We start from the raw sequence: 24,474 nt of genomic DNA, 5'->3' as shown, positions 1-24,474 counted from the left end.
AGCCACGGGAGCAGCCATGAAAGCACGCAGACTCGCTGTCGAGGGAGCACTCGAATTCACCCCCCACGTCCACCCCGACGAACGGGGCCTGTTCCTCTCGCCGTTCCAGGAGGAGGCGTTCGCCGAGGCGCACGGCGCCCCCCTCTTCCGCGTCGCGCAGACCAACCACAGCCTGTCCCGGCGCGGCGTGGTGCGGGGAATCCACTTCACCGCGACACCACCCGGTACCGCGAAGTACGTCTACTGCGCCCGCGGGACGGCCCTGGACGTCATCGTCGACATCAGGGTCGGCTCGCCCACCTTCGGCCGGTGGGACGCGGTGCTGATGGACCAGCGGGACCACCGGGCCACCTATTTCCCCGTCGGGGTGGGCCACGCGTTCGTGGCGCTCCAGGACGACACCGTCATGGCGTACATGCTCTCCGAGAGCTACGTGCCGGAGAACGAACTCTCCCTCTCCTTCCTCGATCCGGCCCTCGGACTGCCCCTGCCCGCGGACACCGAACCGGTCCTCTCCGAGCGGGACCGCGCGGCGCTCACGCTCGCCGAGGCGCGGGAGCGCGGCCTGCTGCCGGACTACGCCCGGTGCCAGGAGATCGAGTGGGGAGGACCCCGGCCCCCGCGCTGACCGCCGCCGCCCGACCCGCACCCGCCTCCCCGCACCGACCACCCCGCACCGACCACCCCCGCACCCGAACCGAAAGGCCGTCGCCATGACCGACCCCACCCCCCGGACCCAGACCCGGACCCAGATCCAGACCCTGCCCGTGCCGGGAGCCGTCGGCGAGCTGTACGACCGGCTGACGCGCAGCGCGATGCACGACGGCACCTTCAACCCCAACGTCCACATCGGCTACTGGGACACACCGGACTCCGAGGCCACGATCGAGGAGGCGATGGACCGGCTCACCGACGTGTTCATCGACTGGCTGAAGGTGGACGGCTCGTCCCACGTCCTCGACCTGGGCTGCGGGGTGGGCGGCCCCGGCCTGCGGGTCGTCACGCACACCGGCGCCCGGGTCACCGGCATCAGCATCAGCGAGGAGCAGATCAGGACCGCCAACCGGCTGGCGGCCGAGGCCGGGCTCACCGACCGGGCCGTGTTCCGGCACGGCGACGCGATGGAACTGCCCTTCGCGGACGGCTCGTTCGACGCCGTGATGGCCCTGGAGTCGATCTGTCACATGCCCGACCGCCAGCGGGTGCTCACCGACGCGGCCCGGGTGCTCGCCCCCGGCGGCCGGCTCGTCCTGACCGACGTCTTCGAGCGCCACCCGCGCAAGGAGGTCCGGCACCCGGGCATCGACAAGTTCTGCCGCGACCTCATGTCCACCACGGCGGACGTCGACGACTACGTCGCCCTGCTCCACCGCTCCGGCCTGCGGCTGCGTGCCGTCCTCGACATCACGGAGCAGACCACGCTGCGCCTCGCCGACGAACTGGCGAAGCTGGCGACCGCGCAGGACCGCCCGGCGGCCATGAACGAGGAACACTTCGAGTTCACCGACTTCGCCGACGACGCCTTCCGCCCCTCCGACCTGGAGGGGGTCGACGACTTCGGCTGCCTCCTGGTCGTCGCGGAACGCCCGTGAGCGGCCGGGACACCGGCAGCGACGAAGAGAGGCAGGAAAGAGGATGACGCGTTCCGGTGAGCGGGTTCCCGGTGAGCGGACTTCCCGCACCCGGCCCCCCGGTGAGCGCACCGACGTGCTGATCGTGGGCGGCGGCCCGGTCGGGATGGCACTGGCGCTGGACCTGAGGTACCGCGGGATCGACTGCGTGGTCGCCGACGCCGGTGACGGGCAGGTCCGGCACCCCAAGGTGAGCACGATCGGGCCGCGCTCGATGGAGCTGCTGCGCCGCTGGGGCGTCGCGGACGCCGTCCGCGACGCCGGATGGCCGGCCGACCACCCCCTGGACATCGCCTGGGTCACCCAGGTCGGCGGCCACGAGCTGCACCGCTACCGCCGGGGAACGGCCGGGAACCGCCCGGCCTTCGTCCACACCCCCGAACCCGACCAGGTATGCCCGGCGCACTGGCTGAACCCGGTGCTGACCCGGGCCGTGGGCATCCACCCGGACGGCCCGCTCCGGCTCCGCACGAGCGTCGGCCACGTCCTGCGGAGCGACGACCACGTCGAGGCCCCCCTCACCGACCACGCCACCGGGACGACCACCACCGTCCGGGCACGGTTCCTGGTCGCCTGCGACGGCGCCGCCTCACCCGTCCGCCAGGCGTGCGGCATCGGCGCGCCCGCGCTCCACCGCACGCAGGTCTTCCGCAACATCCTCTTCCGCGCCCCCGGGCTCAGACAGCGGCTCGGCGACCGCGCCGCACTCGTCCACTTCCTCGTGCTGTCGTCCACGCTGCGCTTCCCCCTGCGCTCCCTGGACGGCAACGACCTGTACAACCTGGTCGTGGGGGTGGACGACGGCGCCGCCGACCGGGCCGACGCACTGTCACTGATCGGCGCGGCCCTCGCCTTCGACACCCCCGTGGAGCTGCTGGGCGACGGGGAGTGGCACCTCACCCACCGCGTCGCCGACCGGTACCGGGCCGGGCGCGTCTTCCTCGCCGGGGACGCCGCGCACACCCTGTCGCCCTCCGGCGGCTTCGGGCTCAACACCGGTATGGGGGACGCCGCCGACCTGGGCTGGAAACTCGCCGCCACGCTCCACGGCTGGGCCGGACGCCACCTGCTCGACACGTACGAGACCGAGCGCAGGCCGATCGCCGTGGAGAGCCTGAAGGAGGCCAACCTCAACCTGGAACGCACCCTGCGCAGGCAGGTGCCGCCCGAGATCCACCTGGACGGGCCCGAGGGCGAGCGGGCCCGTACGGAGATGGCGGAGCGGCTGGCGCACAGCGGCGTACAGCGGGAGTTCGACGCCCCGGAGATCCACTTCGGGCTGCGCTACCGCTCCCCGGCCGTCATCGAGGACCCCGGGACACCGGTACGCGACGGCAGGCCGGACGCCCGCTGGCGCCCCGGCAGCGAGCCGGGCCACCGCGCCGCGCACGCGTGGTGGGACGCCACCACCTCCACGCTCGACCTGTTCGGGCACGGGTTCGTCCTGCTGCGCTTCGCCGACCACGACGGCCTCGCGGGGCTCCGGCGCGCGTTCGCCGGGCGGGGCGTGCCGCTGACCGTGCGCGACGGCGGCGACGGGGAGGTCGCCAAGCTCTACGAACGGTCCTTCGTCCTGGTCCGCCCGGACGGCCATGTGGCCTGGCGCGGCGACGACCTGCCCCGGGACCCGGTGGCGTTCGTCGACACGGTACGGGGCGACCGGGCCGGGACCACGCACGGTGAGCCGGTGACCGGTGACCGGTGACCGTGCACGCCGAGCGGCCGTGTGACCGTGTGGCCGCCCCGCCGACAGGGGGTGTCATCCGCCGCCCTGTCCGCCCGGGTAATGAATGCGCAGGGGGCCGTACGCCGACAGGGTGGCGGCCAGGTCTGCGGGCCCGCCCCGCAAGGTGGCGTCCAGGAAGGCGGCACAGACCGCGGCGGTGACCCGTGGGCCCCCGGTCCGGCCCAGGGACCCGACCAGCGAGGGCACGGGCGGCAGGTACAGGGGGGCGTCCGTGAACGTGAGGTGCGCCGCGCCGGGGACGGTGAGCCGGTAGCTCGTCGCGGCGCTGAGGTCCAGGACCCGGTTCAGGCGGGGGAGGTAGTCCGGGTCGGTCTGCGGGCCGACGGCCTGGGTGAGCGCGAGCACCGGCTGGGGGAAGGGCCCCGGGGCGGGGTCGTGGGGGAAGCCGTCCAGGTTGATGACGGCGTCGAACCGGTGGTCCTGGCGGGCCGCCTGCAACGCGGCGGCGCCGCCGAGGGAGTGACCGGCCACCGCGACCCGGCCGGTGTCCAGGCGTCCGGCCCCGGGGCCCGCGATCTCACCCCGGTCCAGGCGGCCCAGCTGGGTGAGGACGAAGCTGAGGTCGGCGGCCCGTACCGCCGTCCAGCCGGCTGCCCGCTCCGCGTCCTTGTCCGGGTCTCCGGTGGCGGCGACCTCCGTGCGGACCGTCCGGCCGTCCGCGAGGACGACGGCGGCGGAGTCGTACGGGTGGTCGAGGGCCACGACGACATGGCCGCGGCCGGCCAGTTCCTCCGCCCAGGCGGTGTTCTGGGTGCGCACTCCGCCCAGCCCGGGGGAGAACACCACGACCGGGAACCGTCCGCCCCCACCGGCCACCGGGGCGCCTTGGACCGCGTGCGTACGAGCGCGGGGGACACCGTCCAGCAGGAAGCCGGGCAGGCCGGCGTAGTCCGCGAGGGCGTCGGAGACGGTGCGTGCCTCGCTCTGCGAGCGGCCGAGGTACCGGGCCCGCTGCGCGCCCGCGGGGCTCTCCCGCGCCGGGTACCAGAGCTGGACCACGACCGTGCGCCGTGCGCCCGGTCCGGGGGCGGTGGGCTCGGACCGGTCCGGGTCGGTCCACTGCGTCACGCCGGTGCCGACCGCGAAGGGCCCCGACGGCTCGGGGAACACCGGTACGGGAAGGGCCCAGGCGGCTGCCGGGCCCACAGCGATCAGGCCGAGGCACGCCACCGACCCCACCGCCGCGGGCCACCGCCGGGCCCGCCGCGCCTCCCGGCCGGTACGGTCGCGCAGCAGCGGAGGCAGGACGCAGAGGAAGGCGAGGGCCGCGCCCGCCAGGACGGGCACCAGCTGCCAGCGCGTTCCCACCACGCCCAGGACGACCCCGCAGGACACGAGGACCGCTCCCGCGGCGACCGCGAACGGCCGGCGCGGGCCGGGGGGAAGCCACCGGGCCAGTACCAGCGCGACGGCACCCAGCACCACCAGGATCTCCAGGGGGGACATCCACAGTCCCGTAATCGTCTCGGTCACACGGGCCATCCTCGGCGCGGGGTACCCGCAGCCGCATCGCTCTCAGGTCGCTGCCGTGTGCGACCTGAGTACCCCATCGGAAATCAGCTGGAACCGGCCGGGGCGCCCCCGGCCCCCCGCCCCCGGGCCGGGAGCGCCGTGTCGCGGGGCGGTGGGGGGCCGTGCAGGCTGGGATGGGGCACGGCGCTACGGAAGGGGCGCGCGGCATGGAATCCGAGCCGAGCAGCGCACCCGGCAAGGGGCGGGACGAAGCCGCCGGGCGGGGCGGTGTCTCCAGGATGCTGGAGAGCCCCGTGGTCGGGATGGCCCCGTGGATCGTCTTCTCCGTCCTGGTCGGGCCCGGCCGGTTCGAGCCGGCCGTCCTGACGGCCCTCGCCTGCGTGGCCGTCCTCGTCGTCGGCGGCCGGATCGTCCGGCGAGGCACCTCCTGGAAGCTCCTGGAAGTGTCCGACGTGGTCTTCTTCGCCGTCATGGCCCTCGTCGGCGCCTTCGCGAGCCCCGGCACCCACCGCTGGCTGGAGACGTACGCCGGCGAGGTGGCGAACGTCGCGCTCGTCGTGATCGCCTTCGGCTCCATGGCGCTGCGCACGCCCTTCACCCTCCAGTACGCCCGGGAACAGGTCGACCGCGCCTACTGGCACTCCCCGGTCTTCCTGCGCACCAACGACGTCATCACCGGGGTCTGGGGCCTGGCCTTCCTCGTCGCGGCCGTCGCGGGAGCCTACGGCGACCTCGTGCTGCGCAATCCGAACAACCTCTGGACCGGCTGGATCATCCAGATCGCGGCCATCGTCGCCGCCCTGAGGTTCACCACCTGGTACCCGGCCGTGGTGCGGGCCCGCGCGGCGGGCGGCCCCCGGCGCACCCGGTCCGTGGCCGCGCTGCTGCTGCCCGTCGCGGGGCTGCTCGTCCCCGCCGGCGTCGTCGTCCTGATCTTCGACAGCGCCCTGTGGTGGCTGGGCATCGCCCTGATCTTCGCCGGAGGGGTGCTCACCCGTTCCCTGCACCACCGGTCCCGGCCCGCCACCGACCCGGACCGCGCCTGACGGCAGCCGGCGCGGGAGTTCACGGGGGCGTCAACCCGGGGGCCCGGCTCACCCGCCGGGCTGAACGGGCCATCCGCGGGGCCGTCGGCGCCGAAGACCGGTCGTGAGGATCAACCGCACCGCTGTCGCCCGGCCCGGCCGTACGCCTCCCCGCACCCGCGTCGCCCGCATCCCCCCGCGCTGAGAAACACCCGACGAGCCGTACCCCGATGAGCCGTACCCCGATCAGCCATACAAGGAGAACACCCGTCATGAACGCTCTTCGCTTCCGCCGCACCGCTGTCGCCGTGGCCGCCACGGCCGTGCTCCCGTTCGCGCTGGCAGCCTGCTCGGACTCCTCCAAGGAGGCGGCCTCCAGCAGTTCCTCCGCGCGGCAGTCGGCCCCGGCCGAGTCGGGCTCCACCGCGGCGATGACCATCGACAAGCCGTTCGGGCCGGGCTGCGCCGGGGTGCCCGAGCAGGGCGCGGGCAGCTTCGACGGCATGGCCAAGGACCCGGTCGCGACGGCCGCCTCCAACAACCCGGCGCTGTCCACCCTGGTCGCGGCCGTCAAGCAGGCCGGTCTGGTCGACACCCTGAACAACGCCAAGGACATCACCGTCTTCGCCCCGACCAACGACGCCTTCGCCAAGATCCCCAAGGCCGACCTGGACAAGGTCCTCGCCGACAAGGCCACCCTGACCAAGATCCTCACGTACCACGTCGTCGGCCAGAAGATCACGCCGAAGCAGCTGGAGAACGGCTCCTTCGAGACCCTGGAGAAGGGCACGCTCACCACGACCGGCTCGGGCGAGACCTACCAGGTCAACGGGGTCTCGAACGTGGTCTGCGGCAACGTCCCGACCTCCAACGCCACCGTCTACCTCGTCGACACCGTCCTGATGCCCAAGTAGGCCCACCGGGGTGCCGTAGGGCCTGCGGGCCCCGGCGGTACCGGGTGAGGACCGGGCGCGCGCCGGGCGCCGCGCCGGTCCCCGTGAACGAGCGCCGCGCGGCGGCCGTCCCCCGGGGCGCCGCGCGGCGCTTCCCCGCGCCGCCCCGCCCGCGGGCACCGGGGGAGGCCCGCTGTCAGAGGGCGCCGGGTTCCTTCGCGGGCCGGACCGTGCGCGCCGCCGTGTGCAGCGAGCGCAGGGCCAGCAGCAGCACCCCGATGTCGTCCAGGTACACCGGGTCCGGGACCAGGTCCACCGGCGAGACGGTGTAGATCACGGCGGTCCAGAACAGCGCCTTGTCGCGCAGCGGGATGCCCGCGTCCCGCAACAGCCGCCGCGCCGCGAAGACCCGTACCAGCAGCACGGCCGCGGCCACCGCGAGGGCGGCGGCGACGAGCGCGGCCGCCACGAGCCAGAACGTTCCGTCCATCGGTCTCCGTCTTCCGTGTCTCGCGTCTGTTTCCGGGTGTCCGTCGCGGCGGCCCCGCCGGGACCGCTCAGGCGCCCTGTTCCCGCAGGCGGCGGCTGACCTCGCCCAGGCCGTCGGCCAGCGCGTCGAGCTGCGCGGGTGTCAGTACGTCGATCAGGATCTTCCGGACGGTGGCCACGTGGCCGGGCGCGGCCTCCTCCAGCCGGGCCATGCCGGTGTCGGTGAGGACGGCGAAGACCCCGCGCACGTCGGAGGGGCAGCTGCGGCGGCGGACCAGCCCGGCCTTCTCCAGCTGGGTGACCTGGTAGGTCAGCCCGCTCTTGGAGTTGATCAGCCCGTTGGCGAGTTCGGTCATCCGCAGTTCGCGCCCGGGCGCCTCGGCGAGCCGTACGAGAATCTCGTACTGCGGGTGAGAGAGCGCCGAGTCGTCCTTGAGCTGCTGGTCCAGACGCCGGTTCACCAGGGCGGACGCGGCCAGGAAGCCGCGCCACGCGCGCATCTCTCGGTTGTCCAGCCAGCTCGTCCCCGTCATGGGTGCAGCCTACACGGGTTGTTCGAATTCGAACCAATGGTTAAGGTCGGTATCGGCGGTTCGAATTTGAACTAACTGGTTCCGGCCGCCCGACCGGAAGGATTCCCCCATGACCAGCCACTCCGTCCCCCCGACGAAGCCGCAGGCCGCCGAACCGGCCGTACCGTACGGCGCCTCCCCGCTCTCCCCGTTCTCCGCGGTCCACGACACCGGCCTGCTGCTCCTGCGCCTCGCCCTCGGCCTGACCATGGCCGCCCACGGCTCCCAGAAGCTCTTCGGCTGGTTCGGCGGCGGTGGCATCAGCGGCACCGGCGCCTTCTTCACGAAGAGCGGCTACCCGGCGGGCGACACCATGGCCCTCCTCGCCGGCCTGACCGAGACCCTGGGCGGCCTCGGCCTCGCCGTGGGCCTGCTCACCCCGCTCGCCGCCGCCGCCCTCGTCGGCACGCTCGTCAACGCCGTCGCCGTCCACGGCACCGGCGCCTTCTTCGCCCCGAAGGGCAGCGAGTACGAACTCCTGCTGACCGTGGTCGCCGCGGCCCTCGCGCTCACCGGCCCCGGCCGCTACGCCCTCGACCGCTTCCTCCCCGGCCTGCGGACCCCCCGCCCGGCCGTCGGCGCCCTCGCCGTCCTCCTCGGACTCGTCCTCGGAGGCGCGCTGCTGCTCGTACGGAACTGAGGCGGCGGCCACTGCTGCGCACGAGGGTGACCGGGGCCCCCACGGATTGGCCCTGGTCATTCGGGGGAAAAGCGCACAAATGACACAACCCATCGAAGACTACGCACTCATCGGCGACTTGATGACGAGCGCCCTCGTCGGCCGCGACGGGTCCATCGACTGGCTGTGCCTGCCGCGCTTCGACTCGCCGGCCTGCTTCGCCGCACTCCTCGGCGACCAGGAGAACGGCCACTGGCGCATCGCCCCCACCGGCGCCGCCGACGGCGAACCCTGCACCCGCCGCGCCTACGCCGACGGCTCGCTGGTCCTCGAATCCGTCTGGGAGACCGGCGGCGGCACGGTCAAGGTCACCGACTTCATGCCCCAGCGCCAGTGCGCCCCCGACGTGATCCGGATCGTCGAAGGAGTCACCGGAGAGGTGACCGTCCGCAGCACCCTGCGCCTGCGGTTCGACTACGGCCACGTCGTCCCCTGGGTCCGCCGCAGCGACGGCGACCGCGTCGCCGTCGCCGGCCCCGACTCCGCCTGGTTCCGCAGCGAGCCGCCCGTGCACACCTGGGGCGAGGCCAACAGCACCCGCTCCGAATTCTCCGTCGGCGCCGGACAGAAGGTCGCCTTCGTCCTCACCTGGCACCCCTCCCACGAACCGCGCCCCGAGCCCGTCGACCCGTACGCCGCCCTGGACCAGAGCCTCGCCGACTGGCGGGAATGGTCCTCCCGCTGCTGCTACGAGGGCCCCTACCGGGAGGCCGTGATCCGCTCCCTGATCACCCTCAAGGCCCTCACCTACACCCCGACCGGCGGCATCGTCGCGGCGGCCACCACCTCCCTGCCCGAGGAACTCGGCGGGGTCCGCAACTGGGACTACCGCTACTGCTGGCTCCGCGACTCCACCCTCACCCTCGGCTCCCTCGTGGCCACCGGCTTCCTCGACGAGGCCCGCGACTGGCGGGCCTGGCTGCTGCGCGCGGTCGCGGGCGACCCCGCCGACCTCCAGATCATGTACGGGATCGCCGGGGAGCGCCGCATCCCCGAGACCGACCTGCCGTGGCTGCGCGGCTACGCCTCCTCCGCCCCGGTCCGGGCCGGGAACGCGGCCGTCGACCAGCTCCAGCTCGACGTCTACGGCGAGGTCATCGACTCCCTCCACCTGGCCCGCACCGCCGGCCTCGCCGCCGAACGGCACTCCTGGAAGATCCAGCTCGCACTCCTCGACTTCCTCGAACACAACTGGCACCGGCCCGACGAAGGGCTGTGGGAAGTGCGCGGCCCGCGCCGCCACTTCGTCCACTCGAAGGTCATGGCCTGGGTCGCCGCCGACCGCGCCGTCCGGACCATGGAGCACGACCCCTCCCTCCCCGGCGACGTGACGCGCTGGCGGACCATGCGGGACACGGTCCACCGCGAGGTCTGCGAACAGGGGTACGACCCCGGACGCAACACCTTCACCCAGTACTACGGCTCCCGCGAACTCGACGCCGCGACCCTGCTCATCCCCCGCGTCGGCTTCCTGCCCCCCGGCGACCCCCGCGTGGTCGGCACGGTCGACGCCGTCCGCGCCGAACTCGGCCGCAGCGGCCTCGTCCGCCGCTACAGCATCGAGGAGGGCCCGGCCGTCGACGGCCTGCCGGGCACCGAAGGGGCCTTCCTGGCCTGCTCGTTCTGGCTCGCCGACGCCCTGCACATGACCGGCCGGGACGAGGAGGCGTGGGCCCTGTTCGAAAGACTGCTGGCCGTACGCAACGACGTGGGACTGCTCGCGGAGGAGTACGACCCCGTCGCCGGCCGCCAACTCGGCAACTTCCCGCAGGCGTTCAGCCATGTCGGCCTCGTCAACACCGCGCTCACCCTGGGCCGGGGCGAACTGGTGGACTGATCCGCCCCGTTCTGGTGCGCGCCCGGGTTCTGTGCTTACCTGGGGCCCATGACCGTGCTCGTGATCCGCCGCCACGTCGACTACGTGCGCGTCACCACCACGGCGTGTCGCGCCGGGCGCTGACGCCCCGCCCCGGTCCGCCGGCCCCTTCGCCCCGGAACCGGGCCCTCCCGCCCCGCCGTCCTTCCGCTCCTCCCGAGGCCGCGTCCGCACCCTGACGCTCCGCACCCCGGCACGTCCGCGCACGGCGCCGCCGTGCCGGGACGGCCCGCCGCAGCCTCACCCGTAGGTGTTCCTCCGCGCACAAGGAGATCCATGAGCCTGCCCGACGACCCCTCGTCCGCCTGGTCCTTCGAGACCAAGCAGGTCCACGCCGGGGCCGCCCCGGACCCCACCACCGGCGCCCGCGCCGTGCCGATCTACCAGACGACCTCGTTCGCCTTCCGCGACACCCGGCACGCCTCGGACCTCTTCTCCCTGGCCGAACCCGGCAACATCTACACCCGCATCCACAACCCCACCCAGGACGTCTTCGAACAGCGGATCGCCGCGCTGGAGGGCGGCGTCGCGGCCGTGGCCCTCGCCTCCGGCCAGGCCGCCGAGACCCTGGCCATCCTCAACCTCGCGAGCGCGGGCGACCACATCGTCTCCAGCGCCTCCCTCTACGGCGGCACCTACAACCTCTTCCGCCACACCCTGCCCCGCTTCGGCATCGAGGTCTCCTTCGTCGACGACCCCGACGACCTCGACGCCTGGCGGGCCGCGATCCGCCCCGGGACCAAGGCGCTCTTCGCCGAGACCCTCGGCAACCCGCGCGGCAACGTCCTCGACGTCCAGGGCGTCGCCGACGTCGCCCACACCGCCGGCCTCCCGCTGATCGTCGACAACACCGTGCCCACGCCCTACCTGCTGCGGCCCATCGAGCACGGCGCCGACATCGTCGTCCACTCGGCCACCAAGTTCCTCGGCGGCCACGGCACCACCATCGCCGGAGTCGTCGTCGACAGCGGCACCTTCGACTTCGGCGCCCACCCGGACCGCTTCCCCGGCTTCACCGAACCCGACCCCAGCTACCACGGCCTGCGGTACTGGCCCGCCCTCGGCCCCGGCGCCTTCGCCGCCAAACTCCGGGTCCAGCTCCTGCGCGACCTGGGCCCCTCGCTCTCCCCGCACTCCGCCTTCCTGCTGCTCCAGGGCGTCGAGACGCTCAGCCTGCGCATCGAACGGCACACCACCAACGCCCAGGCCCTCGCCGAATGGCTGGAGGGACGCGACGAGGTCGCCGCCGTCCACTACCCGGGCCTGCCCTCCAGCCGCTGGTACGAGGCCGGCCGCCGCTACCTGCCGCGCGGCGCCGGGGCCGTCCTCGCCTTCGAACTCCGCGACGGGGCCGAGGCGGGCCGCCGCTTCGTCGACGCCGTCGAACTCTTCAGCCACCTCGCCAACATCGGCGACGTCCGCAGCCTCATCATCCACCCCGCCTCCACCACCCACAGCCAGCTCGACGCCGAACAGCTCGCGGCGACCGGCACCACCCCCGGCCTGGTCCGCCTCTCCGTGGGCATCGAACACCTCGCCGACCTCAAGGCCGATCTGGAGGCAGGCTTCCGCGCGGCGAAGGCCGTCTCCTGAACACCCCGCCCCGCACCGGGCTCCCCCTCCCGCCGGCCACCGCGGCCTGGCAGGAGGGGGACCCGCCCGGCCACCGCCGCTGGTACGCGCAGGGCACCCCGCTGCCCCTGGAGACGGGCGGAGCCCTGCCCGGGGTGCGGCTCGCGTACGAGACCTGGGGCCGGCTCGCCCCCGACCGCTCCAACGCGGTCCTCCTGCTGCACGCGCTGACCGGCGACAGCCACGCCGCCGGAGCCGCGGGCCCCGGGCACCCGGCGCCCGGCTGGTGGGACGGCCTGGTCGGCCGGGGCCGGGCCCTCGACCCCGCGCGGTGGTTCGTCGTCGCCCCGAACGTGCTCGGCGGCTGCCAGGGCAGTACCGGCCCCTCCTCCCCGGGCCCCGGCGGACGGCCCTGGGGAAGGTCGTTCCCCCCGCTGACCCAGCGCGACCAGGTCGCCGCCGAGGCCGGACTCGCCGACGCCCTGGGCATCGACCGCTGGGCCCTGGTCGCCGGAGGCTCCATGGGCGGCATGCGGGCCCTGGAATGGGCCGTCCGCCACCCGGAGCGGGTCGCCGCCCTCCTCCTCCTCGCCTGCCCCGCCGCCGCGAGCGCCGAACAGATCGGCTGGGCGGGCGCCCAGCTGCACGCCATCCGCGGGGACCCGTACTGGCGCGGCGGCGACTACCACGACGCGCCCGCGGGCCGGGGGCCGCACGCGGGCCTCGGACTCGCCCGCCGGATCGCCCACGTCACCTACCGCAGCGAACCCGAACTCCAGCACCGCTTCGCCAACCGGCTCCAGGAACGCACTCCCCCCGCCGGCGCCCCCGCCCCCGAGGACGGCGCCGGGCCGCGAGGCGGCCACTACCAGGTGGAGTCCTACCTCGACCACCACGCGGACCGGCTCGTCCGCCGCTTCGACGCGGGCAGTTACGTCACCCTGACCGAGGCCATGAACCGCCACGACATCGGCCGGGGCCGCGGCGGCGGCCGGGCGGCGCTGCGCCGGATCACCGCCCGCACCCTGGTCGCGGGAGTCGACAGCGACCGCCTCTACCCCCTGGCGCAACAGGCCGAGCTGGCGGCCGGCATCCCGGGCGCCGACCGGACGCGGGTGATCGGATCGCCGTACGGGCACGACGGGTTCCTGATCGAGACCGGCCAGATCGCCCCCCTGGTACGCGAACTCCTGGGCTGAGCGAACCCCCATGGCGGAACGCCGCCCGGCGGCGGACAGCCGTCCGGACACCGGCGCGACCTGCTCCGGGGGGAGACGCCTCTGATACCGCGGTCGCACACGGCGGGCCCCGGATCGTCCTCGGGAAGGAGGGGGAACTGACGGAGCGTCGGCAGAATCGAGGGACGCGAACGACCGGACGACCGCCCCACGGGGCGCGTGGACGAAGGAGATCCCGGTGCAGCAGGCACACCCCGACCGACGGCGCGGCGCACGCAGGACGGCCGCCACGGCCGCCGTCGCCCTGGCCCTCCTGGCAGGAGCGGCCCCGGCCGCCACCGCCGCGGCCGACGCCCGCCCCGCCGCCGCCTCCCGCGGCGAGGGCATCGACCGCAAAACCCTCGACCGGCGCCTGGACGCGGTGCGCGACGCCGGCATGACCGGCGCCTACAGCGCCGTCCGCGACGGCCGCGCCGGATGGACCGGGGCCACCGGCCTCGCCGACACCGCCACCGGCCGGCCCACCACCCCCGACCTGCGCCACCGGATCGGCTCCGTCACCAAGAGCTTCACCGCGGTGGCCGTGCTCCAGCAGAGCGCCCGGGGCCGGATACGGCTCGACGCGCCGGCCGGCGACCACCTCCCCGGGTTCCTCCCGGGCGAGCGAGGCCGCAAGATCACCGTACGGATGCTGCTGAACCACACCAGCGGCATCGCGGACTACGTCACCGAGGCGTTCCCGTCCTTCAAGGAGGGCTCCCCCCGCAGCCTGGACGAATTCCGCCACCGCACGGTCCTGCCCGCCGAACTGATCGGGTACGGGACCGCCCTCCCGCAGCTCTTCGAACCCGGCGCCGGCTGGTCCTACTCGAACACCAACTACCTGCTCCTGGGCGAACTGCTGCGCGCGGTCACGGGCAAGGACCCCGAGGAACTCATCACCCGGGACGTGATCCGCGAGGCCGGGCTCCGGTCCACCTCCTTCCCCGGCACGGACGCCCGGATCAAGGGCCCGCACGCCCGGATGTACGAGAACCTCCACGGGCTGCTCGACCCGCCGCGCGACTACAGCGAGTACAACATGACGTGGGCCGGCACGGCCGGGGCGATGGTCTCCACGACCCGGGACGTCAACACCTTCTACCGCGCCCTGTTCCAGGGCCGCCTCCTGCCCGACGCCCAGCTCCGCGAGATGCGCACGACGGTGCCCGTCCCGGGCGCCGACGGCCGGGCCCTGCTCCATTACGGACTCGGCGTCTTCACCGTCGACACCTCGTGCGGCCCGGCCTGGGGACACAACGGCGGAGTCTTCGGCGCGGGCACCGAGTCGCTGTCCAGCGCGGACGGCGCGCGGCAGTACACGGTCGGGTACAACCTGATGAAGTACCAGCGCTTCGACGCCGACGGGAACCCGGTCCCGCACCCCGTCGACACGGCCCTGGCCGACCTCCGCGAGCAGGCGCTCTGCGGCGGCGCCCCCGCCGCCCGCTCCGCCGCGCCGCAGCCCCTTCCGCAGCTCGACCCCCCGGCCCCGCGCAGCGCGCCGGCGCAGCCGGCCGGACAGCCCGCACGGTGACGGCGTGCCTCACCGGCGCCGCCGGGGGCCGGCGGCGGTGGGGAGGCGCACCACCGGCGCCCCTCACCGGCGCACCCCCGGGCGCGTCCTCACGGCCCGTTCCGGTTCCTCACGGCCCGTTCCGTCCGTACGGGACGCCAGCAGCAGGGCGATGTCGTCCGGCCGGTCGGCGGCGCTGCCCGCCTCGCTGATCAGCAGGTCGGCCGTCCCCGGCAGCGGCCCCGGCGGGGCACCGGCCAGGGCGGCCCGCAGCCGCTCCACCCCGAGGTCGATGTCCGTGCCCGGCGTCTCCACCAGACCGTCCGTGTACAGCGCGAGCACCGAACCCGGCGCCAGCCACAGCCCGGTGACCGGATACACGGCCCGCGCGTCCACGCCGAGCACCACCCCGCCCGGCAGGTCCAGCACCTCGGCCCCGCCGCCGGGGTGGCGCAGCAGCGGCTGCGGATGCCCGGCCCGCACCGCCGTCGCCCGGCCCGACACCGGGTCGAGCAGGACGTAGCAGCAGCTCGCGAACTGGCCCGGGTCCAGGTCGATGAGGAGCCGGTTGGTCCCGCTCATCACCTCCTGCGGGGAGTTGCCGCTGAGCGCGAAGGCCCGTACCGCGCTGCGCAACTGGCCCATGGTCGCCGCCGCCGCCACGCCGTGGCCCTGCACGTCCCCGATGACCAGGGCCAGCAGCCCCGCCTGGACCTCGATGACGTCGTACCAGTCGCCGCCCACCTCCATGTCCTTCGTGCCGGGCAGGTAGCGGCCGACCGTGACCACGTGCGCGTTCACCGGCAGCCGGTGCGGGAGCAGCGCCGACTGGAGTCCGCGCGCCAGCGCCGCCTCGCTGTCGTAGCGCCGCGCCCGCCGCAGGGCCTGGGCGATCAGCCCGGCCAGCGCGGTCAGCACCGTCCGCTCCTGCGGGCTGAAGCCGCGCGGGGCGTCGAACCCGAGGATGCACGAGCCCACCGGCCGGCCCGAAGCGATCAGCGGCAGGAAGGCGCGGGCCCCGACGTCCGAGTCGAGCGGGATGCCCGGATAGGCCGCGGCCAGATGCTCCATCGACTCGAAGAACAGCGGCCGGCCCGAGGTGAGGGTCTCCACCCCCGGCAGCCGGACGTCGAGCGCGACCCCGTCGAACCGGTCCAGGAACCCCTTCGGGAACCCGGCCTCCCAGGCGAGGTGCAACTGGTGCCCGTCGAGCAGGTAGATCGCCAGCTGACGGCCGCCGAACGCCGGCAACAGCTCCTCGGTGACCACCGCCGACACCTGCCGGGCCGTGACCGCCTCGGTCAGCGCGATGGCCAGCGCCACCGGCCGGTACAGCTCGGCGGCCCGGCCCTGCGGTTCACCGGACGGCCGGGGAGCCGGGGGCGAGGGGGCCCCGGCGGCCCCGAACGTCAGGGTCACCCCGTCCGGCCCGGGGAAGAGGTCCACCGACAGCCACTCCCCGGGCGGCTCCCCGCCGCGCCGGACCGGGAAGCGCACGGGCTCCCCGGAGAGGAAGACGGCCCGGAAACGCTCCTCGTGGGCGGGGTCCCCGAGCCAGGGCAGCACCCCCCACAACGGCTGCCCCAGCACCTGTTCCTCGCTCAGGCCGAACAGCTCCTCGGCGGCGGTGTTGACGAGACCGATCCGGCCCAGCCGGTCCACGGACAGCACCGCCCGGTCGAGCCGGTCCACGGCCTCGCGGGTCCCGTCGGACCGGGCGGGCGGCACTGCGGGGACCGGGTCGTGGTCCCAGCGCACCGGCGTCCCCGCCGCCGTGAGCCCGGCCAGCTCCCGGCCCAGCCGGTCGGCGGCCCCGCGCATCCGGTCCGCGTCGGCGGGCCCCACCGGCGCCCCGGGGGTGGCCGCGCGCAGCGCCAGCAGCACCCCGAACCGCTCGGGCCCGGCCGTCACCGGCTCGCACAGCAGGGAGAACGGGAACGGCATCGCGGCCGTCAGCTGCGGATAGCGCCGGATGACGGCCTCCGCGTCGGGCAGGTGGACGGACCGCCCCAGGAGGTAGGCGTCGGAGACCGGGTAGGGGCGGTTGGCGTGCATCCGCCACCAGGGCCGCACGAGGTGCGCCGGCAGCCCGGTGAGGACGGCCATCCGGAGCAGGCCCTCGGTGCCCGAGCGCAGGTAGACGCCGCCCGCGTACCCGCCGACCGCCTCCACGGCGTCCAGGGCGGCCTTCGCGAGGACCCGGGCGATGGCGTCGGGGGCCGGGCCGCCACTGTCCGGTCGCGCCGTCATAGAAGCAAGGATGGACCCGGGTGGGCGGCCCCCGCATTCCGGCGCCGCCCGCACCGGCGCCGCCCCGCCCGGACCGTACGGGCCCCCGCGCGGCGGCGCCGACAGGCCGACCCGCTTCCCTCGTCCGGGGGAGGCGCGCGCGCCCGGGCCGCGCCCGGCGGCCCTCGCGGGCCCCTCCCGGGGCACGATACGTACGCGCCCCGTCCCCGGAAGGCAGACCATGCGTTTCCCCCACGAAGTCCTCGGCGAGCTCGGCGAACCACACCCGCACCACCCGGCCCCGGCGGCCTTCTCGGCCGCCGACGCCTACACCCTGCGCAGCGCCCTTGCCGCGCTCGGCGGCGTGCACGGCCTCGACACCCTCGACCTGGCCTGCGGCCACGGCCACCTGACCCGGCTGCTGGCCCGCGGCGGGGCCCGCCGGACCGTGGGCGTGGACAGCTGTGAGGAGCTGATCAGGACGGCCCGCGGTCACGACGCGCCGGCCGGCGCGGACGGACCCGCGGACGGCGCGGGGCACCGGCCCCAGAACCCGGCGGACCCACCGGCCGCCGGTGGGGGGCGGGCGCGGATCGAGTACGTCGTCGCCGACGCCGCCGTCCTCCCCGACCTCGGCCCCTTCCACCTGGCCACCGCCGTCCACCTCTTCGGCTCCGTGCCCGACAGGACCGTCCTGCACGCGATGTTCCGGTCCATCCGCGCCAACCTCCGCCCCGGCGGACGCCTCCTCGCCATCGTCCCCAACGCGGGCGCGTTCCCGCGCGTGGACTGGTCGCCCTACGGGGTCCGCATCCTCGACCGGGTCCGGGGCGGGGACGCGCCGCTGCTCAAGGCCCACTTCCTGACCGAACCGCCGGTGCCCTTCGAGTTCCGCGAGTGGGCCCACGCCGACCTCGCCGAAGCCGCCGTCGACGCGGGCTTCACCACCGTCGGCTGGCAGCCGAACCGGACCCCGCCCGCCGACCCCGTGCGCGACGAGGCGTACTGGAGGGCGTACCGGGCCTGGCCGGTCGGCTCGCTGATGACCTGCACGGCGTGACCGGCGTGAGCGGCGCGGCCCCGGACGGCCCGGCGGAGCCCCCTCAGCCGTCCGCCGCCTCCCGGACCAGCGCCACGATCCGCTCCCGCGCCGCCCGCCCCTCCGGCACCGGCAGCAGCGGGTACACGTGCGGCAGCCCCGGCTCCTCGTGGAACTCCACCTCGGCCCCGTCCGCCCGCGCCCGGCGCAGCAGCTCCCGGCTGTCGGTGCTCAGCACGTCCCGGGTCCCGGTGAACACCGTCAGCGGGGCCAGCCCCGCGAACGACCCCCGCAACGGGCTCACCCGCGGGTCCTCGGCGGCCAGCGTGCCCGCGTACAGCCGCCCGGCCTCCCGCAGCCCCGGCCGGGCCAGCATCGGATCGCCCGCCTCGATCGCCTCCTGGTCCGGATGGCTCATGGTCACGTCCAGCCAGGGCGAGATCAGCACGATCCGGGAGGGCTGCGCCCCCGTGCGGTCGCGCAGCCACTGGGCGGCGGCCAGCGCCAGCCCGGCCCCGGCCGAGTCCCCGACCAGCACCGTCCCGCCCGCACCGCCGCCCTCGATGAGCCCGCTGAGCAGGTCGGCGGCGGCCGGGACGCTCCGGTCGGCGGTCCCGCGCGGGGCCAGGACGTACGCCGGGACCACCACCCGGGCCCCCGCCCGCTCGACCAGGGTCCGGATCAGCGCCCAGTGCGGCCGGACCAGCTCGTCGACGTACCCGCCGCCGTGCACGTACAGCACCCGCACGGCGGGCTCGGCGCCGAGCGGCGAGACGTCGTACACCGGCCAGGCCCCGACGAAGGTCCGCGAGACCTCGGCGACCCGGCCCAGCGAGCGCGGCGGCAGATGGGAGGCGGGCCGGCGCGCCGACCGGGCCACCCGGGTCCGCACCGCCTCGGCGCTCACGAACCGTCTTCGCCGTCCCGTCGCGATCAGCGCGGCCGAAAACGCCCTGCTGCGCAGACTCGGCACGCCCTCACCTCCCCGTTCCCCCCGCCCGTTCCCGGTCCGGGCCCTCTCCGTCAGGTGAGGAGCATAGGCGTGAAGCTGCGCTGTGGGTCCGCTTAAGAAAGTCTCGATGGACCGATCACCGCCGGCTCGGCAGATTGGTCCCCGTCACCACCACCGTCCGCACACCCCCGCGCACGGTGCTTCCTTCCGCATGCCTGGAGCCACCCCATGAAGGCACTCGTCAAGCACAAGGCCGAGCCCGGTCTGTGGCTCATGGACGTTCCCGAGCCCGAGTACGGGCCCGGCGACGTGCTGATCAAGGTGGCGCGCACCGGCATCTGTGGAACCGACCTGCACATCCGCGCCTGGGACGGCTGGGCGCAGGGCGCGGTCCGCACCCCGCTCGTCCTCGGCCACGAGTTCGTCGGCGAGGTCGCGGCGCTCGGCGCGGACGTCCGGGACATCGAGATCGGCGCGCTCGTCAGCGGCGAGGGCCACCTGGTCTGCGGGAAGTGCCGCAACTGCCTGGCCGGCCGCCGTCACCTGTGCCGCAGCACGATCGGGCTCGGCGTCGGGCGCGACGGCGCCTTCGCCGAGTACGTGGTCCTGCCCGCGCAGAACGTGTGGGTGCACCGGACCGCCGTGGACCTGGACGTGGCCGCGATCTTCGACCCGTTCGGCAACGCCGTGCACACGGCGCTCTCCTTCCCGCTGGTCGGCGAGGACGTCCTGATCACCGGCGCGGGCCCGATCGGGATCATGGCGGCGGCCGTGGCCCGGCACGCCGGCGCGCGCAGCGTCGTCATCACCGACGTCAGCCCCGAGCGGCTGGAGATCGCCCGCAAGGCGGGCGCCACGCTCGCCGTGAACGTCGCCGAGTCCTCCATCGCCGACGCCCAGCGCGCGCTGGGCCTGCGCGAGGGCTTCGACATCGGCCTGGAGATGTCCGGCCGCGCCGAGGCGATGCGCGACATGATCGACAACATGACGCACGGCGGCCGGATCGCCATGCTGGGCCTGCCCGCGCAGGAGTTCGCGGTGGACTGGGCCAAGGTCGTCACCTCGATGATCACCATCAAGGGCATCTACGGCCGCGAGATGTTCGAGACCTGGTACGCGATGACCGTCCTGCTGGAGGGCGGGCTCGACCTCAGCCCGGTCATCACCGGCCGCTACGCGTACACCGACTTTGAGGCCGCCTTCGACGAGGCGTCGACCGCCCGCAGCGGCAAGATCATCCTGGACTGGACGGCGTAACGGCCCCGGGCCCCTCCCGGGCCCGCACCCCCGAGACCATCTCCCCCCGGCCGGGCCCCGCACACCCTCTCACCTCCCGCGGGGCCCGGCCCCCTTCCCGTCCCCTCCGCCGCACAAGGAGAAAGCGCCCATGTTCGAGTCCGTCCGCGAGGACCTCCGCACCACCCTCGACGAGATCCGCGCCGCCGGTCTGCACAAGCCCGAACGCGTCATCGGCACCCCGCAGAACGCCGCCGTCGCCGTCACCTCGGGCGGAGCCCCCGGGGAGGTCCTCAACTTCTGCGCCAACAACTACCTGGGACTGGCCGACCACCCCGAGGTCGTCGCCGCCGCGAAGGACGCCCTGGACCGCTGGGGCTACGGCATGGCCTCCGTCCGCTTCATCTGCGGAACGCAGGAGGTGCACAAGGAGCTGGAGGCACGCCTCTCCGCCTTCCTCGGCCAGGAGGACACCGTCCTGTACTCCTCCTGCTTCGACGCCAACGGCGGCGTCTTCGAGACCCTCCTCGGCGCCGAGGACGCGGTGATCTCCGACGCCCTCAACCACGCCTCGATCATCGACGGCATCCGCCTCTCCAAGGCCCGCCGCTACCGCTACGCCAACCGCGACCTCGCGGAGCTGGAGGACCGCCTCAAGGAGGCGCAGGACGCCCGCCGCCGCCTTGTCGTCACCGACGGCGTCTTCTCCATGGACGGCTACGTGGCCCCCCTCGCCGAGATCTGCGACCTCGCCGAGCGCTACGACGCCATGGTCATGGTCGACGACTCCCACGCCGTCGGCTTCGTCGGCCCCGGCGGGCGCGGCACGCCCGAACTGCACGGGGTCATGGACCGCGTCGACATCATCACCGGCACCCTCGGCAAGGCCCTGGGCGGCGCCTCCGGCGGCTATGTCGCGGCCCGCACCGAGATCGTGGAACTGCTGCGCCAGCGCTCCCGCCCCTACCTCTTCTCCAACTCCCTCGCCCCCGTCATCGCGGCGGCCTCCCTCAAGGTCCTGGACCTGCTGGAGTCCGCCGGGGAACTGCGCGAACGCCTCGCCGCCAACACCGCGCTCTTCCGCACCCGGATGACCGAGGCCGGCTTCGAGATCCTCCCCGGCGACCACGCCATCGCCCCGGTGATGATCGGCGACGCGGCCGAGGCCGCGAAGATGGCGGAGCTGCTCCTGGAACGCGGCGTCTACGTGATCGGCTTCTCCTACCCGGTGGTCCCGCTCGGCGCGGCCCGCATCCGCGTCCAGCTCTCGGCGGCCCACTCCACGGCCGACGTGGAGCGCGCGATCGCCGCCTTCGTCGACGCCCGCGCGGCGCTCGCCGCACCCACCGGCTGAGACAATGGCGGGGTGATCGACCCCCGCAGGCTGCGCATCCTGCGCGCCGTGGCGGACCACCGTACGGTGACCGCCGCGGCCGCAGCCCTCTACCTCACCCCCTCCGCCGTCTCCCAGCAGCTCGCGGCGCTGGAACAGGAGACGGGCCACGCGCTGCTGACCCGCAGCGGGCGAGGGGTACGGCTCACGGCGGCGGGCGAGATCCTGGTCGGGCACGCCCACGAGGTCCTCGCCCAGCTGGAGCGGGCCGAGGCCGAGCTGGCCGCGTACGCGGGCGGCTCGGCGGGCGAGGTCACGGTGGCCGCCTTCGCGACCGGCATCGCGGAGGTACTGGCCCCCGCCATCGGCCGCCTCGCCCTGGACCACCCCGGCATCCGCCTGCGCGTGCGGGACGCGGAGGGCGACCAGAGCCTGCCGCTGCTGCTGGACGGCGAGGCCGACCTCGCGCTGGCCGTCGAGTACCGCGGCGGGCCCGGCGCGGACGACACCCGGCTCTCGGTCCTGCCGCTGTACGCGGAACCGTTCGACGCGGTGCTACGCCCGGGACACCCCCTCGCCGACCGGCCCGAGGTGGCGCTGGCGGACCTGTCCGACGAGGACTGGGTGGGCCAGTACCCCGGCAACCCGTGCCACGACGTGACCCTGCTCGCCTGCGAACTGGCCGGGTTCCAGCCCCGGTTCGTCCACTCCTCGGACGACTTCCGGGCCGTGGCGGCGCTGGTGGGAGCGGGCGCCGGGGTCGCCCTGGTCCCGCGCTCGGCGCTGCGCGGCGCGGACCTCAAGGAGGTCCGGGTCCGGCCGGTGGCCGGCCCCGCCGCCACCCGCCGCGTCTTCGCCGCCGTCCGCCGGGGCGCCGAGTCCCACCCCCTGATCGCCCCGGTCCTGGCGGCCCTGGTCCACGCGTCGCGACGGCTGCCCGCGCACTGACCGCCCGGCCGCGCCCCGTGCGCCGCCCCCGCGCGCCGCGCACGCCGCCTCCCCGCCCCACCCGGCGACACCGACACGGACCGTGACCGCGCTGTTGCTTGAAGTCGCGGGAAACCGGCCGCTACCTTGCAGGAAAACTCCGCCACCGTGCTTGGGAGCCTGCATGAGCCACGTCGCGTACGAGTCGGGCACACAACCGGAATGCTGGGAACGGGCCGCCGCACTGGCACCCGCCCAGCGGGCGGTGCTGCCGCGGCCGGGGGAGCGGGCCGCGATCGTCGGCTGCGGGACCTCCTACCACATGGCCCAGGCCGCCGCCGCCCTGCGGGAGGGCGCGGGCCACGGCGAGACCGACGCCTTCCCCGCCTCGGAGTTCCCGCTCCACCGCCGCTACGACCGGGTCGTCGCCCTCACCCGGTCCGGGACCACCACCGAGGTACTGGACCTGCTGGCCGGGCTGCGGGAGGCCGGCGTGCCCACCACCGCGGTCATCGGCGACCCGGCCACCCCGGTGACGGCCCTCGCGGACGACGTGGTCGTCCTCGACTTCGCCGACGAACGGTCCGTCGTCCAGACCCGGTTCGCCACGACCGCCCTCACCCTGCTGCGGGCCCACACCGGCCTGCACACCCCGGCGGTGGTCGCCGACGCCCGCACGGCCCTCGCCGAACCGCTGCCCGCCGCACTGGAGAGCCGGACGCAGTTCACCTTCCTCGGCCGCGGCTGGAGCGTCGGCCTCGCCCACGAGGCCGCGCTGAAGATGCGCGAGGCCGCCCTGTGCTGGGCCGAGTCCTACCCGGCGATGGAGTACCGGCACGGGCCCGTCAGCGTCACCGGGCCCACCACGCTCACCTGGTCGCTCGACGAGGCCCCCGCCGGGCTCGCCGCCCAGGTGCGCGGGACCGGCGCCGCATGGGTGGCCGGGCGGCTCGACCCGCTCGCCGAACTGGTCCGGGTCCACCGGCTGGCCCTCGCCGTCGCCACCCGGCGGCGCCTCGACCCGGACGCGCCGCGCCACCTCACCCGCTCGGTGATCCTCACCCCGGCCGAGGAGGCGCTCCGATGAGCCTGGTCCCCGCCGGAGCGCTCGTCCTGGACGCCGCCGCCGCGGGCCGCGCCGTCGCCGCGTTCAACATCATCACCCTGGAGCACGTGGAGGCCGTCGTCGCCGCCGCCGAGGAGACCGGGCACCCCGTCATCCTGCAACTGAGCGAGAACGCCGTGGCGTTCCGCGCCGGCCGGCTCCTGCCCCTCTCCCGGGCCGCCGCCGCCTGCGCGGAGGCCGCCCGGGTCCCGGTCGGCCTCCACCTCGACCACGTCCGCAGCCCCGACCTGCTCCGGCAGGCGGCCGACGCCGGTTTCAGCTCGGTGATGTACGACGCCGCGCGCCTGCCGTACGCCGAGAACCTGGAGGCGACCCGCTCCGCCGCCGACTGGGCCCGCGCCAACGGGCTCTGGATCGAGGCCGAGCTGGGCGAGGTCGGCGGCAAGAACGGGGCCGCGCCCCTCGACCCGCACGCGCCCGGCGCCCGTACCGACCCGGACGAGGCACGAAGGTTCGTCGCCGACTCCGGGGTCGACGCGCTGGCCGTCGCCATCGGCAGCAGCCACGCGATGACCAGCCGGACCGGCGCCCTGGACCACGCACTGCTGGCCCGGCTGGCCAAGACGGTCGACGTGCCGCTCGTCCTGCACGGCTCCTCCGGGCTGCCGGACGCGGAGCTCGCGGCGGCCGTCGCGGGCGGCATCCGCAAGGTCAACATCGGCACCGCCCTGAACGTGGCCATGACCGGGGCCGTCCGCGCCCACCTGACCCCGGCGGACCCCCGCCCGTACCTGACGGCCGCCCGCACGGCGATGGCGGCGACGGCCGTGGCGATGATCCGCGCCCTGAACTGACCCCCGCCGGTGCCGTGGCCGGGAACCCCACCGGCCACGGCACCGGGCCGTGAACCTGCCCGCCCCGCGCACCGGTCCGGCCCCGTGAGCCCGCCCGGCCGGTACCGGGCCCGCGGACCCCTTCCGGATGAGCGCCGCCGGTCCTACC

General features: G+C 74.9%; 21 protein-coding genes. 16 read left to right on the top strand and 5 right to left on the bottom strand.

The window, feature by feature from the left end:
• Positions 1–16 precede the first annotated feature (16 nt).
• The 3 genes from ACIA5F_RS15075 (at position 17) to ACIA5F_RS15065 (ending at position 3,336) form a co-directional block, all read left to right on the top strand.
• Positions 17–628, top strand: a complete 612-nt coding sequence (locus ACIA5F_RS15075) for a dTDP-4-dehydrorhamnose 3,5-epimerase family protein (RefSeq protein ID WP_399352863.1) — start codon at positions 17–19, stop codon at positions 626–628.
• 85 nt (positions 629–713) lie between these two features.
• Positions 714–1,592: an SAM-dependent methyltransferase gene (locus ACIA5F_RS15070; protein WP_399352861.1), complete on the top strand. Its 879-nt coding sequence runs from the start codon at positions 714–716 to the stop codon at positions 1,590–1,592.
• 43 nt (positions 1,593–1,635) lie between these two features.
• Complete coding sequence (locus ACIA5F_RS15065) at positions 1,636–3,336, top strand: FAD-dependent monooxygenase (protein ID WP_399352859.1); 1,701 nt, start codon at positions 1,636–1,638, stop codon at positions 3,334–3,336.
• Between the two features lie 54 nt (positions 3,337–3,390).
• Here ACIA5F_RS15065 and ACIA5F_RS15060 read toward each other — a convergent pair whose 3' ends face one another.
• A complete protein-coding gene (locus ACIA5F_RS15060) occupies positions 3,391–4,851 on the bottom strand; it encodes an alpha/beta hydrolase family protein (protein ID WP_399352857.1) in 1,461 nt (486 codons plus the stop codon).
• Positions 4,852–5,057: 206 nt separating this feature from the next.
• Between ACIA5F_RS15060 and ACIA5F_RS15055 the strand changes: the two genes are divergently transcribed.
• Together ACIA5F_RS15055 and ACIA5F_RS15050 are read left to right on the top strand one after the other, a co-directional pair.
• Positions 5,058–5,897, top strand: a complete 840-nt coding sequence (locus ACIA5F_RS15055; protein WP_399352855.1) for a hypothetical protein — start codon at positions 5,058–5,060, stop codon at positions 5,895–5,897.
• A 251-nt stretch (positions 5,898–6,148) separates the two neighbouring features.
• Entirely contained in the window at positions 6,149–6,790 is a 642-nt protein-coding gene (locus tag ACIA5F_RS15050) for a fasciclin domain-containing protein (RefSeq protein ID WP_399352853.1), read from the top strand.
• A 175-nt stretch (positions 6,791–6,965) separates the two neighbouring features.
• Here the strand turns inward: ACIA5F_RS15050 and ACIA5F_RS15045 are convergent, their stop codons facing one another.
• Positions 6,966–7,259, bottom strand: a complete 294-nt coding sequence (locus ACIA5F_RS15045; protein WP_399352851.1) for a YkvA family protein — start codon at positions 7,257–7,259, stop codon at positions 6,966–6,968.
• 67 nt (positions 7,260–7,326) lie between these two features.
• The gene (locus ACIA5F_RS15040; RefSeq protein WP_399352850.1) at positions 7,327–7,791 is read right to left on the bottom strand and encodes a MarR family winged helix-turn-helix transcriptional regulator; all 465 of its coding nucleotides are present in this window, start codon (positions 7,789–7,791) and stop codon (positions 7,327–7,329) included.
• Between the two features lie 109 nt (positions 7,792–7,900).
• On the opposite strand from ACIA5F_RS15040, the gene ACIA5F_RS15035 reads away from it, so the two are divergent.
• The 5 genes from ACIA5F_RS15035 (at position 7,901) to ACIA5F_RS15015 (ending at position 14,711) form a co-directional block, all read left to right on the top strand.
• Positions 7,901–8,470 (top strand): DoxX family protein, encoded by a 570-nt coding sequence (locus tag ACIA5F_RS15035; RefSeq protein ID WP_399352848.1) that lies wholly within the window; start codon positions 7,901–7,903, stop codon positions 8,468–8,470.
• Between the two features lie 79 nt (positions 8,471–8,549).
• On the top strand, positions 8,550–10,346 hold the full coding sequence (locus tag ACIA5F_RS15030) for a glycoside hydrolase family 15 protein (RefSeq protein WP_399352846.1): 1,797 nt from the start codon (positions 8,550–8,552) through the stop codon (positions 10,344–10,346).
• A 315-nt stretch (positions 10,347–10,661) separates the two neighbouring features.
• Entirely contained in the window at positions 10,662–11,978 is a 1,317-nt protein-coding gene (locus ACIA5F_RS15025) for a bifunctional o-acetylhomoserine/o-acetylserine sulfhydrylase (protein WP_399352844.1), read from the top strand.
• Complete coding sequence (locus ACIA5F_RS15020; protein WP_399353067.1) at positions 11,975–13,156, top strand: homoserine O-acetyltransferase; 1,182 nt, start codon at positions 11,975–11,977, stop codon at positions 13,154–13,156. Before ACIA5F_RS15025 ends, ACIA5F_RS15020 begins: the two co-directional genes overlap by 4 nt.
• Before the next feature lie 217 nt (positions 13,157–13,373).
• Positions 13,374–14,711 (top strand): serine hydrolase domain-containing protein, encoded by a 1,338-nt coding sequence (locus ACIA5F_RS15015; protein WP_399352842.1) that lies wholly within the window; start codon positions 13,374–13,376, stop codon positions 14,709–14,711.
• Positions 14,712–14,774: 63 nt separating this feature from the next.
• On the opposite strand, the gene ACIA5F_RS15010 is transcribed toward ACIA5F_RS15015, so the two are convergent.
• Positions 14,775–16,940 (bottom strand): SpoIIE family protein phosphatase, encoded by a 2,166-nt coding sequence (locus ACIA5F_RS15010; protein ID WP_399352840.1) that lies wholly within the window; start codon positions 16,938–16,940, stop codon positions 14,775–14,777.
• A 220-nt stretch (positions 16,941–17,160) separates the two neighbouring features.
• Between ACIA5F_RS15010 and ACIA5F_RS15005 the strand changes: the two genes are divergently transcribed.
• On the top strand, positions 17,161–17,979 hold the full coding sequence (locus ACIA5F_RS15005; RefSeq protein WP_399352838.1) for a class I SAM-dependent methyltransferase: 819 nt from the start codon (positions 17,161–17,163) through the stop codon (positions 17,977–17,979).
• Positions 17,980–18,022: 43 nt separating this feature from the next.
• On the opposite strand, the gene ACIA5F_RS15000 is transcribed toward ACIA5F_RS15005, so the two are convergent.
• Positions 18,023–18,865 carry an alpha/beta hydrolase fold domain-containing protein gene (locus ACIA5F_RS15000; RefSeq protein ID WP_399352836.1) on the bottom strand — a complete coding sequence of 281 codons (843 nt, stop codon included), beginning with the start codon at positions 18,863–18,865 and terminating at the stop codon, positions 18,023–18,025.
• 273 nt (positions 18,866–19,138) lie between these two features.
• On the opposite strand from ACIA5F_RS15000, the gene tdh reads away from it, so the two are divergent.
• The 5 genes from tdh (at position 19,139) to ACIA5F_RS14975 (ending at position 24,326) form a co-directional block, all read left to right on the top strand.
• The gene (gene tdh / locus ACIA5F_RS14995) at positions 19,139–20,167 is read left to right on the top strand and encodes an L-threonine 3-dehydrogenase (RefSeq protein ID WP_399352834.1); all 1,029 of its coding nucleotides are present in this window, start codon (positions 19,139–19,141) and stop codon (positions 20,165–20,167) included.
• A 130-nt stretch (positions 20,168–20,297) separates the two neighbouring features.
• Positions 20,298–21,500, top strand: a complete 1,203-nt coding sequence (locus tag ACIA5F_RS14990; protein WP_399352832.1) for a glycine C-acetyltransferase — start codon at positions 20,298–20,300, stop codon at positions 21,498–21,500.
• A gap of 12 nt (positions 21,501–21,512) precedes the next feature.
• On the top strand, positions 21,513–22,427 hold the full coding sequence (locus ACIA5F_RS14985; protein WP_399352830.1) for a LysR substrate-binding domain-containing protein: 915 nt from the start codon (positions 21,513–21,515) through the stop codon (positions 22,425–22,427).
• 163 nt (positions 22,428–22,590) lie between these two features.
• Entirely contained in the window at positions 22,591–23,493 is a 903-nt protein-coding gene (locus ACIA5F_RS14980) for an SIS domain-containing protein (protein WP_399352828.1), read from the top strand.
• Entirely contained in the window at positions 23,490–24,326 is an 837-nt protein-coding gene (locus ACIA5F_RS14975) for a class II fructose-bisphosphate aldolase (protein ID WP_399352826.1), read from the top strand. Before ACIA5F_RS14980 ends, ACIA5F_RS14975 begins: the two co-directional genes overlap by 4 nt.
• The last annotated feature ends 148 nt before the right edge of the window (positions 24,327–24,474 follow it).

Source organism: Streptomyces sp. NPDC051567 (genome assembly GCF_044454165.1).
Taxonomy (GTDB): Bacteria; Actinomycetota; Actinomycetes; order Streptomycetales; family Streptomycetaceae; genus Streptomyces.
This window is presented reverse-complemented; position numbering and strand designations above follow the sequence as displayed.